Annotated in this window: 9 protein-coding genes; 7 read left to right on the top strand and 2 right to left on the bottom strand. The window is 74.5% G+C overall.

Annotated features, from left to right (window positions below):
- Positions 1-68 precede the first annotated feature (68 nt).
- The 5 genes from miaA (at position 69) to hflX (ending at position 6,885) form a co-directional block, all read left to right on the top strand.
- Positions 69-1,013, top strand: a complete 945-nt coding sequence (miaA, locus tag ACZ51D_RS37650; RefSeq protein WP_465623204.1) for a tRNA (adenosine(37)-N6)-dimethylallyltransferase MiaA — start codon at positions 69-71, stop codon at positions 1,011-1,013.
- Between the two features lie 228 nt (positions 1,014-1,241).
- Entirely contained in the window at positions 1,242-1,754 is a 513-nt protein-coding gene (locus ACZ51D_RS37645) for a hypothetical protein (protein WP_465664771.1), read from the top strand.
- A gap of 75 nt (positions 1,755-1,829) precedes the next feature.
- Positions 1,830-2,741 carry a diaminopimelate epimerase gene (gene dapF / locus ACZ51D_RS37640; protein ID WP_465623202.1) on the top strand — a complete coding sequence of 304 codons (912 nt, stop codon included), beginning with the start codon at positions 1,830-1,832 and terminating at the stop codon, positions 2,739-2,741.
- Positions 2,742-2,933: 192 nt separating this feature from the next.
- Entirely contained in the window at positions 2,934-5,114 is a 2,181-nt protein-coding gene (locus ACZ51D_RS37635) for a RelA/SpoT family protein (RefSeq protein ID WP_465623201.1), read from the top strand.
- Positions 5,115-5,382: 268 nt separating this feature from the next.
- Complete coding sequence (hflX, locus tag ACZ51D_RS37630) at positions 5,383-6,885, top strand: GTPase HflX (RefSeq protein WP_360505198.1); 1,503 nt, start codon at positions 5,383-5,385, stop codon at positions 6,883-6,885.
- Between the two features lie 117 nt (positions 6,886-7,002).
- Here the strand turns inward: hflX and ACZ51D_RS37625 are convergent, their stop codons facing one another.
- Together ACZ51D_RS37625 and ACZ51D_RS37620 are read right to left on the bottom strand one after the other, a co-directional pair.
- The gene (locus ACZ51D_RS37625) at positions 7,003-8,121 is read right to left on the bottom strand and encodes a trypsin-like serine peptidase (RefSeq protein WP_465623199.1); all 1,119 of its coding nucleotides are present in this window, start codon (positions 8,119-8,121) and stop codon (positions 7,003-7,005) included.
- 54 nt (positions 8,122-8,175) lie between these two features.
- Positions 8,176-9,378 carry a trypsin-like serine peptidase gene (locus ACZ51D_RS37620; protein WP_465623197.1) on the bottom strand — a complete coding sequence of 401 codons (1,203 nt, stop codon included), beginning with the start codon at positions 9,376-9,378 and terminating at the stop codon, positions 8,176-8,178.
- A gap of 474 nt (positions 9,379-9,852) precedes the next feature.
- On the opposite strand from ACZ51D_RS37620, the gene ACZ51D_RS37615 reads away from it, so the two are divergent.
- Positions 9,853-11,841, top strand: a complete 1,989-nt coding sequence (locus ACZ51D_RS37615; protein WP_465623196.1) for an IucA/IucC family protein — start codon at positions 9,853-9,855, stop codon at positions 11,839-11,841.
- Positions 11,733-12,422 (top strand): GNAT family N-acetyltransferase, encoded by a 690-nt coding sequence (locus tag ACZ51D_RS37610; RefSeq protein ID WP_465623250.1) that lies wholly within the window; start codon positions 11,733-11,735, stop codon positions 12,420-12,422. Before ACZ51D_RS37615 ends, ACZ51D_RS37610 begins: the two co-directional genes overlap by 109 nt.
- The last annotated feature ends 84 nt before the right edge of the window (positions 12,423-12,506 follow it).

Here is a 12,506-nt window from a genome sequence, read left to right as displayed (position 1 = left end):
GGGCGAGCGGCAGCCCGGTGCGCGGGTGAGGCGGTCTCGCGAAAACGTAGCAGTGCGAAACTGGAACGGTGAGCAGCCTCCGTACCCCGCGCGTCATCTCGATCGTCGGCGCGACCGCCGCCGGCAAGTCCGACCTGGCCGTCGCCATCGCCCGCAGCCTCGACGGCGAGGTGATCAACACCGACTCGATGCAGCTGTACCGGGGCATGGACATCGGCACCGCCAAGCTCACCATGGCCGAGCGCGGGGGAGTACCGCACCACCTGATGGACGTCTGGGACGTCACCGAGGCCGCCAGCGTGGCCGAGTACCAGCGGCTGGCCCGCGCCGAGATCGACCGGCTGCTCGCCGCCGGGCGCACCCCCGTCCTGGTCGGCGGCTCCGGGCTGTACGTCCGGGCCGCGATCGACGAGATGGAGTTCCCCGGCACCGACCCGGCGGTCCGGGCCCGGCTGGAGGCCGAGCTGGAGGCGGCCGGCCCGGACGCGCTGCACCGCCGGCTGGCCGAGCTGGACCCGGCCGCCGCCGAGGCGATCCTCACCGGCAACGGGCGGCGGATCGTCCGGGCGCTGGAGGTCATCGAGATCACCGGGCAGCCGTTCACCGCCAACCTGCCGAGCAACACCGCCGTGTACGAGGCGGTGCAGATCGGCGTCGCCGTGCCGCGCCCCGAGCTGGACGAACGGATCGCGCTGCGGGTCGACCGGATGTGGGCGGCCGGACTGCCGGACGAGGTGCGGGCGCTGGAGAAGGTCGGGCTACGGGAGGGGAAGACCGCCTCCCGGGCGCTCGGCTACCAGCAGGTGCTCGACCACTTCGCCGGCGAGTGCACCGAGGACGAGGCGCGGGCCGAGACCGTCCGGGCGACCAAACGATTCGCCCGCCGCCAGGAGTCCTGGTTCCGCCGGGACGACCGGATCAACTGGCTCTCCCGACCGGCCGGCACCGACCCCGTCGAGCTGCTGGAACACTCCCTCGAACTGATCGACCGTCAGGGGGTTCCGGCCGCGTAGGACGGGTTCCGGCCAATTCGGCGGTGCACCTGCGCGCGCAGGCGACCGTGCAGGACGAACCGGCGGTCACGGCCCGATCACGTGATGGCCACGGATCACCCGTCGACCCCGGTCAGGCCCCGGAACGCCTCCCTGGACATGCCATCATCGAAGCCATAGGAGTCGGCCGAACGGGCCGACCGTGCCCGACCGCGAGTCCGCTCGTGTCGAACTGTCAGGGGAGGCCGTGTGTCGACGGGTACCGGCCCCGAACCCGGCCAGAGCGGAAGCGTCACCGCGCCGGCCGAGGAGTTCGACGAGTCGACGATGGGTGACCTCCCCGTGTTGACCGGACTGGAGACGCCGACCTCGTACGCGGTCGCGCTGCCCGCCCTGGACACCCGCACCCCGCCCGGCGGTGCGGTGCACGAGCGGGAGATCCGCCCGCGGCGCCGGCTGCGCTGGTGGCAGACGCTGCCGATCGCCCTGCTGGGCACCCTCGGCTCGCTGATGTTCGCCTTCCCGCTCGCCTTCGGCTCGGCCGGGGCGCGCGCCACCATGGTCGGGATGCTCGGGCTGCTGCTCACCGCCGCCTCGGTCGGCTGGGGCGCGATGGCCGCCCGGCACGCGGGCTACAAGTGGCCGGGACTGCCGCGCCGGGGCTCCGGGCAGCGGGCCGGCTGGCAGGCGATCGTGCTGTACACCGTGATCGCGCTGGCCGCCTGCGCGCTCGCGGTCTGGCGGGTCGCCTACCTGCGCTGAGGCCGGGCTCACGGCCTCCGCCCCCGCTCTCCCCGCCCCGGAGGCGAGCCGGCGAGTATCAGTACCATCGGAGGGGTGAGCGCATCCTCTCCTCAGCAGGGCGGCATCCCCTTCTTCAAGGGGCACGGCACCCAGAACGACTTCGTCATCGTCCCGGACCCGGACGGCGCGCTGGAGATCGGCCCCGAGGCCGTCGCCGCGCTGTGCGACCGGCGGGCCGGCATCGGCGGGGACGGGCTGCTGCGCGTGGTGCGCTCGGCCGCCGACCCGGCATCGGCGGGGATGGCCGACCGGGCCGAGTGGTTCATGGACTACCGCAACTCCGACGGCAGCATCGCCGAGATGTGCGGCAACGGCCTGCGGGTCTTCGCCCGCTTCCTGGTCGAGGCGGGTCTGGCCAAGCCCGGCGAGCTGGCCGTCGCCACCCGCTCCGGGGTGCTCACCGCGACGGTCGCCGAGGACGCCGAGGACGGCACGCCCGGCGACGTCACCATCGACATGGGCCGCGCCCGGCTGCCCGGGCCGGACGGCATCGAGGTCACGGTCGGCGAGCGGCGCTGGCCGGCGCTGAACGTCAACATGGGCAACCCGCACGCGGTGGCCTTCGTGGAGAGCCTGGACCATGCCGGCGAGCTGTTCGCCGCGCCGCTCACCAGCCCCGAGGGTGCCTACCCCGAGGGCGTCAACGTCGAGTTCGTGGTGGACCGCGGGCCGCGGCACGTCGCGATGCGGGTGCACGAGCGCGGCTCGGGCGAGACCCGCTCCTGCGGCACCGGCGCCTGCGCCGTCGCGGTGGCCGCCATCCGCCGGGACGGCGCCGACCCGGCGGTCACCGGCGAGGCCGTCGCGTACACCGTGGACGTGCTGGGCGGCCGGCTGGTCATCACCGAGCACCCGGACGGCCGGGTGGAGATGACCGGGCCGGCGGTGATCGTGGCCGAGGGGCGGCTGGACGCGCGCTGGTGGGAGTCCGCCCGCCGGAGCTGACGGCCCGGTTTGCCCAATTCGTGCGGTGACGAATCCCCCCGATCGGGTGATACCGGTCGCGGACGGGAATCACGGCGTCGCGGAACGTGCTCTGCTCGGTAGCATGGACCACCGGGTCGATCACCCCTGGGAGGGGCAGCAAGATCACCGTCCCCAGCGGGGCCGCGCCCGGCGACGTTGCCGGAGGTGCCGATGACCATCGAAGCCGGGCAGTCCCTGACGGGGCAGCCGACGACCGTACGGCAGGCCGGGGCCAGGAGGCCCCTCGGAGAGCTCGGCCGGGCCGCCCTCGGCCGAGCCGGCCGGGCCGCGTTACTGGCCACCGGCCGGCCGCCCGTGCCGGACGCCCTGGAACCGCTCGTCCGGGTCCACCGGCAGCACCACCCGCAGGCCGACCTCGGCCTGCTCGCCCGGGCGTACCGGCTCGCCGAGGCCAGCCATCGCGGCCAGAAGCGCAAGAGCGGTGAGCCGTACATCACCCACCCGCTGGCCGTCACCATGATCCTGGCCCAACTCGGCGCCGGGACGACCACCTTGGTCGCCTCGCTGCTCCACGACACGGTCGAGGACACCGAGTTGACGCTGGACCAGGTGGGTGCCGGATTCGGACCCGAAGTCGCCTACCTGGTCGACGGGGTGACGAAACTGGAGAAGGTCGACTTCGGCGCCGCCGCCGAGGCCGAGACCTTCCGCAAGATGCTGGTCGCCACCGGGGACGACGTCCGGGTGATGGTGATCAAGCTGGCCGACCGGCTGCACAACATGCGCACCATCCGGCACATGAAGCCGGCCAGTCAGGTGCGGATCGCCAAGGTCACCCGGGACGTGCTGATCCCGCTGGCCGAGCGGCTCGGCATCCAGGTGCTCAAGGCGGAGCTCGAGGACATCGTCTTCGCCACCCTGCACCCCGAGGAGCACGCCCGCACCCGCGCCCTGACGGCCGACCACGAGGCCGAGCCGGACACCGTGCTGGAACCCTTCGCCCGGCAGCTGGCCCGGCACCTGGCCGAGGCCGGGGTGGCCGCCGAGGTGACCGTGCGGCCCCGGCACTGCGTCTCGCTGCACCGGGTGCTGCTCAAGCGGTCCGGCGCGCCCGGGCCGGACGGCCTGCCGCAGGCGCCGCGGCCGGCCGACTTCGGGCGACTGCTGGTGGTCGTCGAGGAGAACGCGGACTGCTACGCCGTGCTCGGCGAACTGCACACCTGCTGGACGCCACTGCCCGGGGAGTTCAAGGACTTCGTCGCCGCGCCCAAGTTCAACCTCTACCAGTCGCTGCACACCGCCGTGGCACTGAGCGGCGGCGCGGTGGTCGAGGTGCTGGTCCGCACCCGCCGGATGCACGAGGTCGCCGAGACCGGGGTGGTCGCGCTCGGCGACCCGTCCCCGGCCGCCGCCGCCCAGGACACCGACGAGCTGGACCGCACCGACCCGGCCCGGCCGGGCTGGCTCAGCCGACTGCTGGAGTGGCAGCAGGACACGCCCGACCCGGACGCCTTCTGGTCCGCGCTCACCGCCGACCTGGCCGGCGACCGCGAGATCACCGTCGTGACGGAGAGCGGCGAAACGCTTCAGCTGAGGGCCGGAGCCACCTGTGTGGACGCGGCCTACCTGCTCGGCGAGGACACCGGCCACCGATGTATCGGCGTCCGGGTCAACGGGCGGCTCAGCGCGCTCTCCACCGTGCTCGAGGACGGCGACCTGATCGCGGTGCTCACCGAGACCCTCCCGGCCGGCGGCGGGCAGCCCTCCGGCCCCTCCCCGGAATGGCTGGCGCACGCCCACACCCCCGCCGCCCGGCTGGCCATCGAGCGCTGGCTGGCCGACCCGCCCGCCCGGCTGCCGGCGGTCCGTACCGGCCCGGCCGGAGCCCAGCCCGCCCCGCCCGGCCGACGCACCGCCGAGAAACGGGCCGCCCCGGTCGCGGTGACCGGCCGGCCCGGGGCGGCCGTACGGCTGGCGCGCTGCTGCACGCCCGTCCCGCCGGACGAGGTGGCCGGCTACCCGATCCGCGGCGGCGCCGTGGCCGTCCACCGCACCGGCTGCCCGGCGGGAGAGCGGATGCGGGCGGACGGGCGGGCCCCGCTGGAGGTCCACTGGCAGCCGCAGGGCGCCCCGGCGGCCGGTCACCGGGCCACCCTGCGGGCCGAGGCGCTGAACCGGCCCCGGCTGCTGGCCGACCTCACCGCGGCGATCTCCGCCGCGGGCGTCGGCATCGTCTCGGCCGAGGTCGAGCCGCCCCAGGAGTCGCGGGTCCGGCACACCTACACCGTCGAACTGCCCGAGCCGGGCGCGCTGCCCGGGCTGATGCGGGCGATGCTGCGGGTCTCCGGGGTGTACGACGTCAGCCGCCCGCACGCCCCGGAGGTCGGTTAGGCGTTCCGTGCCACCGGGCGGGACCGGTCGCTTCCGGCGCCGCCGCACCGGAAATGGGATGACCGGCCCGCGCCGGGCGTGCGACCATCATGGGGAATTCACGGCCGGTCCGCGGCGTTCACAGGGCACAGGAGCCCCGGTGGCAGCCGAGGACCCGAGGGGTAGCTCACCCCGCCCGGACGGTAGCCGGGGCGGCAGCTGGGCACACTCCTTAAGGGACCGCGCGGCGGTCCCCGAAGGCCACCCGTACCAGCAGCCAAAGGACAGAATGACCTCCACGTTCGACACCCGCGACCACGCCGACGCTCCGCGCCGCCTTGACGGTCTGCGGGCGGAAGCCCTCATGGACGAGGACCTCGCGGCCATCGACGAGGACCTCGACCACCACTACGACGGCGACCAGTACGACCGCAGCGAGCGCGCCGCCCTGCGCCGGGTCGCCGGCCTCTCCACCGAACTCGAAGACGTCACCGAGGTCGAGTACCGCCAGCTCCGCCTGGAGCGCGTGGTGCTCGTCGGCGTCTGGACCGACGGCACGCTGGAGGAGGCGGAGAACTCCATGGCGGAGCTCGCCGCGCTCGCCGAGACCGCCGGTTCCGAGGTGCTGGACGGCGTCATCCAGCGCCGCGACAAGCCCGACGCGGCCACCTACATCGGCTCCGGCAAGGCGCAGGAGCTGCGCGACATCGTCTCCTCCACCGGCGCCGACACCGTGGTCTGCGACGGTGAGCTCACCCCCGGCCAGCTGATCCACCTGGAGGACGTGGTCAAGGTCAAGGTCGTCGACCGGACGGCCCTGATCCTGGACATCTTCGCCCAGCACGCCAAGTCCCGGGAGGGCAAGGCGCAGGTCGCGCTCGCGCAGATGCAGTACATGCTGCCGCGGCTGCGAGGCTGGGGTCAGTCGCTGTCCCGGCAGATGGGTGGTGGCGGCTCCGGCTCGTCCGGCGGCGGCATGGCCACCCGCGGTCCCGGTGAGACCAAGATCGAGACCGACCGGCGCCGGATCCGCGAGAAGATGGCGAAGCTCCGCAAGGAGATCGCCGACATGAAGAAGGGCCGCGACACCAAGCGCCAGGAGCGCCGGCGCCACCAGGTGCCGTCGGTGGCCATCGCCGGGTACACCAACGCCGGCAAGTCCTCCCTGCTCAACCGGCTCACCGGCGCGGGCGTCCTGGTGGAGAACTCGCTGTTCGCCACCCTGGACCCGACCGTGCGCCGGGCCCAGACCCCGAGCGGGCGGGTCTACACCCTGGCCGACACCGTCGGCTTCGTCCGGCACCTGCCGCACCACCTGGTCGAGGCCTTCCGCTCGACCATGGAGGAGGTCGCCGACGCGGACCTCATCCTGCACGTGGTGGACGGCTCGCACCCCGAGCCGGAGACCCAGCTGGCCGCCGTCCGCGAGGTCATCGTCTCGGTCGACGCGCAGGCCGTGCCGGAGATCGTGGTGATCAACAAGGCGGACGCCGCCGACCCGCACGTGCTGCAGCGCCTGCTGCGCCGCGAGCCGCACGCCATCGTGGTGTCGGCCCGCAGTGGCGCGGGCATCGAGGAGCTGCTCAAGCTCATCGACGACGAGCTGCCGCGACCGGCCGTCGAGGTGCGGGTCCTGGTGCCCTACACCCAGGGCGCGCTGGTCTCCCGGGTGCACGCGGAGGGCGAGCTGCTTTCCACCGAGCACACCGGCGAGGGCACGCTGCTGCACGCCAAGGTGCCGGCCGAGCTGGCCGCCGAGCTGGAGTACTTCACGGTGGCCCTGCGGGGCTGAGGCCGAAGCGCAGGCGAAAGCGCGGGGAAGGGCCCCCGGGACCGGCGACGGTCCCGGGGGCCCTTCCGCGTTCCGCCGGGTCACGCTCCACGGGGGTCGGCCGGCCTCCGCCGGGGGTCATCTGACGTTCTTGGCGAAGTAGTCGAAGGCCTGCTTCGCCTGGTCCTGCAGCGAGGGTCCGGCCTGGTACCCGGCGGGGTTGCGGTTGCCGATCGCGCCGACGCTGATCAGGTTGGGCTTGCCGTCCCTGGTGATGAACCAGCCGCCGCCGCTCGAGCCGGCGGTCATGGTGCAGCCGATCACGTACATCGGCGGGCGGGCCGGGTCGAAGGAGATCCGGGCGGGCGGGACCGGGGAGTCGCAGTGGTCCAGCTCCATGCCGTCGAAGGGCCGCTCGGCCGGGTAGCCGTAGGCGGCGGCCGCGGTGATCTGGTCGGCCGGGGCGTTGAACCAGATCGGGACCGAGCCGCCGACCGTCTCCTCCAGGGACGTGCCGGAGTCGCTCTCGGCGCGCACCCGGAGGATCCCGTAGTCGAACTGGTTGTGGGCGCCGACGCCGCTCTCCTGGAGCCAGGTCGGCGACACCATCGCGCGCACCGCCGTCCACCGGCCGTACGGGGCGGCCTGCGCGTCGGAGTACGGCTTGCCGTGGCTCGCCTGGCCGTCCCGGTTGAAGCCGGGCACGAAGACCAGGTTCCTCAGCCAGCCGCCGCCCCTGCCGTCGTGCAGGCAGTGCGCGGCGGTGTAGACGAGGTTGCTGCGGCCGGGGTTGGCGGGGTCGGAGACCACGGTGGCGGAGCAGGTGGCGTCGCCCTGAGGCGTCGTCATGAAGAGTCGGCCGACCACGGCGGTGGCCTGGCCGTACGGGTGCGGCTGCGGCTTGGCGGGGACGGCGGCGGGCGGGGCGTCCCGTTCGACGCCGGGGGCGGCGGGGGCGGTCAGTGAGTACTCCGGGGTGGGCCGGGGCTTGGCGGCGTCCATCCGGGCGGCCGACCAGAAGCCCGGGGCCGTCTCGTTGGCGAACCGGCTGTCGGCGACGTACTTCGTCCAGTCCTCCAGCTTCCAGCCCGTCAGGTCGCCCAGACTGGTGGGCGCGGACGTGGGAAGGGCGGGGGGCGGGGCGGCCGGCCTGGCGGGACCGTCCGGACCGCAGGCGGCCGCCGCCAGGGCGGTCACGGCGAGCAGCGCGGCGCCGGCCGTCCTGGCCCGGCGCCCGCGGCTGGTGGTTCTCGGCATGCTGCATCGTCCCCCGTGCTGTGCTGGTGTTTCCGTACCGCCCCCCGGTGGCGGCTACTGCTTCCTGGAGATCCAGTCCAGGGCCTGCTTGGCGACCGTCTCCAGGTACGGGCCGCTGAGCGAGGTGTGGCCCTCGGTGCCGATCGAGGTGTTGCTGACCAGGGCGGTCCTCCCGTCGGGCATGGTGGCGAACCAGCCGCCGCCGCTGGAGCCCTGGGTCATGTTGCAGCCGATGGTGAGCATCGTGGGGCGCTTGGCGTCGAAGGAGAGCCGGGTCGGCTTGCCGCCGTCGCACCTGTACAGCTCCTGGCCGTCGAACGGCTTGAGCAGCGGGTAGCCGACGGCCGACACGCTGACCTTGTCGCGCGGGGCGTCGAACCACACCGGCACGGCCGAACCGACCGTCTCCTCCAGGGACTTGCCGGTGTCGTTCTGGTTGTGCACGCGCATGACGGCGAAGTCGTACTGGTTGGCGGCGTCGCCGGTGCCGCCGCCCTCGACCATCCACTGCGGCGAGGTGGTGACCTGGTCGGCCCACCAGGTGCCGAGCGGGGCCAGTTCGGACAGCGGGGCGCGCTTGCCGCCGCTGGAGGCACCCGAGTTGTTGTAGGCGGGCACGAACACCAGGTCCTTGTAGAAGCTCCCGCCCTTGCCCTCGTGCACGCAGTGGCCGGCCGTCCAGACCAGGTTGCTCCTGCCGGGGTGCTGCGGGTCGGCGATCACCGTCGCCGAGCAGTTGCCGCGGCCGCCCTTGGCGGAGAAGAACACCTTGCCGGAGGGCTGCTTGGTGTACGGGCGGGGCATCGCGACGGCGTTGACCGTCGGCGGCTCGGGGTCGGTCACGCCGTCGTCGGTGGCGGGCTTCGGGGTGGCCGGGGAGGGCTTGGCGGCGGGCGGGGCCGGCTCGGCGGGCTTGGAGTCGCCCATCTTGTCCGGGTCCCAGAAGTCCTTCACCACCGGGTTGTTGAAGACGTGCTTGGACGCCCAGGTGTCCCAGTCCTCGAACTTCCACTTCTTCAGGTCGTCCCAGGTCCTCGGCAGGCCCTCCAGCAGGCTGGTCGGCAGACCGGACGGGAGGGTGATCCCGCCGATCACACCGCCTCCGCCGGTGCCGCCGTTCGCCGCGGCCGAGGAGGGCGGCGGCGCGGCGCTGCCTCCCCCGTCGCCCGCCGGGCCGTCCGGCCCGCAGGCGCTCACGGCGAGCAGGGTTCCCGCGACCGCGGCGGCGGCCAGGGCTGACCGGTGGATCGTAGGCATCTGTGCGCTTCCCCCTGTGCTCGGTCGGTCGGTGCCGGCTCGGTCGGTGCCGGGTCGGTGTGCGGCGGCTCGGTGTGTGCCGGGTCGGTCGGTGCTCGGTCGGTCGGTGCTGGGTCGGGCGGTCGGCGTGGGGCCGGTCGGTGCCGGGCCGACCGTGCGCGGCCGGACCGTGGTGCGGCGGCCCGCCGCCCTGGAGTCTTCCACCGCAGACGAGGACGGCCGTGCCCACCCCCCGGGTTGCGGCGCCGGCCGGAGGTCACCGATCCGTGATGCGGCCCGGTCGGCTCGCTGGCGCAGCAGGCCTTTTCGCCCCGGTGGTGGACAATCCCCGATCTTCACCCGGACGAGTGAGCCGTCCTTGTGATCACCCCTCAGGGATAGGTAACCCTTACCTGACGCGAACGGTGCGAGCGCCCGCCGACCCCCTCCCACCACAGTGCGCGTCCGCACCCCCACGCGCCCCAAGGAGCAGCCTTGAGCACCGCCCTCACCGGAGCCCCGCCCGAACCGCCGCAGCCGACGGAGCCCTCTCGGGAGCCGAAGGGCGCGCCGACGCCGAAAGCGACGAGCGACCAGCGGGCGGTGGGGACACCCCCGGCCGACGGTGGGGGGAGAACACCGGAGAGCAGGGGCACCCCCCAACCGTCAGGCCGGGGCAGGGAGTCGGTGCCGGACCCCGAGCGCCCCGAGGCGAGCGCGCAGGGCCGGCCCGAACCCGACCCGCTGCTGCACCCCGATCCCGTCGTCGCCGCCGAACAGGCCGCCGTGGAAGCCCTGTTGCGCTGCTGGACGCGGGAGACCGGGGCCCGGCCCGGGCCGGACGGCCGACTGCGGATCGCCGTCCTCGGCGGGGCCGCCCGGCTCACCGCCCCGGTCCGCTACTGGTCGCCCGGCGGCTGGCACCGCTTCGGCCCGGCCACCCTCGCGGTCGGCGAGGGCAGCGTCGCGGGGGAGGGCGCCGACGCTCCGGTGGACGCCGTCACCGCCGCCGCGCTGCTCGCCGCCGCGGCCGCCGAGCGGCCCGACCCCGGACAGGTCGCCGACCTCGCCGGCCGGGTCGCCGACTCGGTCGTCCGCACCGCCGAGATCCTCGCCCACCGCCGCACCGCCGCCGCGCCCGGCGGACCGGAGCGCTCGCACTTCCTCGCCGCCGAGCAGTCCCTGCTGCTCGGCCACCCGCTGCACCCCACCCCGAAGAGCCGCGACGGCCTCGGCCCGGCGCAGAGCGCCGCCTACTCGCCCGAACTGCACGGCTCCTTCCGACTCCACTGGTACGCCGTGGACCGCGAACTGCTCGCCGCGGGATCCGCCGTCACCGAGAGCGCAGAACAGCTCACCGCCGGCCTGCTCGACGGCCGCCTCGCGCTGCCGCCCGGCACCGCCGCCCTCCCGCTGCACCCCTGGCAGGCCCGCGAACTCACCCACCGCCCGGCCGTCGCCGCCCTGCTCGCGGACGGGCTGCTGCACGACCTCGGCCCGGCCGGCGAGCCCTGGTACCCCACCTCCTCGGTCCGCACCGTCTACCGGCCCGGAACCCCGTGGATGCTCAAGCTCTCGCTGGGCCTGCGGATCACCAACTCCCGCCGGGAGAACCTGCGCAAGGAACTGCACCGCGGCCTGGAGATGCACCGGCTGCTGGAGAGCGGGCTGGCCGCCGAGTGGCGGGCCGCCCACCCCGGCTTCGACATCGTCCGCGACCCGGCCTGGATCGGCGTCGACCACCCTGCGCTCGGCGACCCGGGCGGCCTGGACACCGTGCTGCGCGCCCAGCCCTTCGCGCCCGCCGAGCGCGCGCTGTGCGTCGCCGGACTGGTCGCCGAACAGCCGCTCGGCACCGGCGACACCGTGCCCTCCCGGCTGGGCGACACCCTGCGGACGCTCGCCGCGCGCTGCGGCCGCCCGCTGCCGACCGTGGCCGCCGAATGGTTCCTGCGCTACCTGGACGCCGTCGTCCTGCCCATCCTGTGGCTGGACGGCCGGGGCGGCATCGCCCTGGAGGCGCACCAGCAGAACAGCCTCGTCCTGCTGGACGGCGACGGCTGGCCCAGCGGCGGCCGCTACCGCGACAACCAGGGCTACTACTACCGGGAGAGCGCCGCCGAGCGGCTCACCGCCCGGCTGCCCGGCCTCGGCTCCGACAGCGACACCTTCCTGCCGGACCCGGTGATCGACCACCACTTCGCCTACTACCTCGGCATCAACCACGTCCTCGGCCTGATCGGCGCCCTCGGCTCTCAGCAGCTCGCCGACGAAACGGTGCTGCTGGCCGCGCTGCGCCGGTTCCTGGCCGGGCCGCAGGTCGCCGCCACCGGCTCGGCCCTGCCCGGGCTGCTGCTGGACGCGCCCACCCTGCCCTGCAAGGCCAACCTGCTCACCCGGATCAACGGCATGGACGAGCTGGTCGGCCCGGTCGCCAGCCAGTCCGTCTACGTGGACATCCCCAACCCGGTGGCGGGTGGCTGATGTTGGACGACCTGCCCGGATGGGGCGCGATCCCCACCCCGGCCGGCGAGTTCCGGCTCAGCCCGGTCCGGCTGCCCGCCGACCTGGAACTGCTCACCGGGTGGATGAACGACCCCGAGGTCGCCGCCTTCTGGGAGCTCGCCGGGCCGCCGGAGACCACCGGCCGGCACGTCCGGGCCCAGCTGGACGGCGACGGCCGCAGCGTCCCCTGCCTCGGCCTGCTCGACGGCGAGCCGATGAGCTACTGGGAGGTCTACCGCGCCGACCTCGACCCGCTGGCCGCGCACTACCCGGCCCGGCCGCACGACACCGGCGTCCACCTGCTGCTCGGCCCCGCCGCCAGTCGCGGCCGGGGGCTGGGCGCCGTCCTGCTGGCCGCCCTCGCCGAACGGATCCTGCGCCGCCGCCCGTCCTGCGAACGGGTCGTCGCCGAACCGGACGTCCGCAACCGGCGCTCGGTCCGGGCCTTCGAACGGGCCGGGTTCCGCGCGGCCGCCGAACTCGACCTGCCCGACAAGCGTGCCGCCCTGATGGTGCGCGTCCGGGCGCCCCGGCCCGCCCAGCCCCCGTCCGGCCCCTGACCTGCCCAGCGCCGCCGCCCAGCCCCGACCTGCCTGGCCCCGACCTGCCCAGCCCCGACCTGCCTGGCCCCGACCCCGCCTAGG

The sequence above is a fragment of the Kitasatospora sp. NPDC033851 genome, assembly GCF_055576085.1.
Note: the sequence above shows the minus strand (reverse complement) of the source record. Positions and strands in the feature narration are given on the sequence as shown.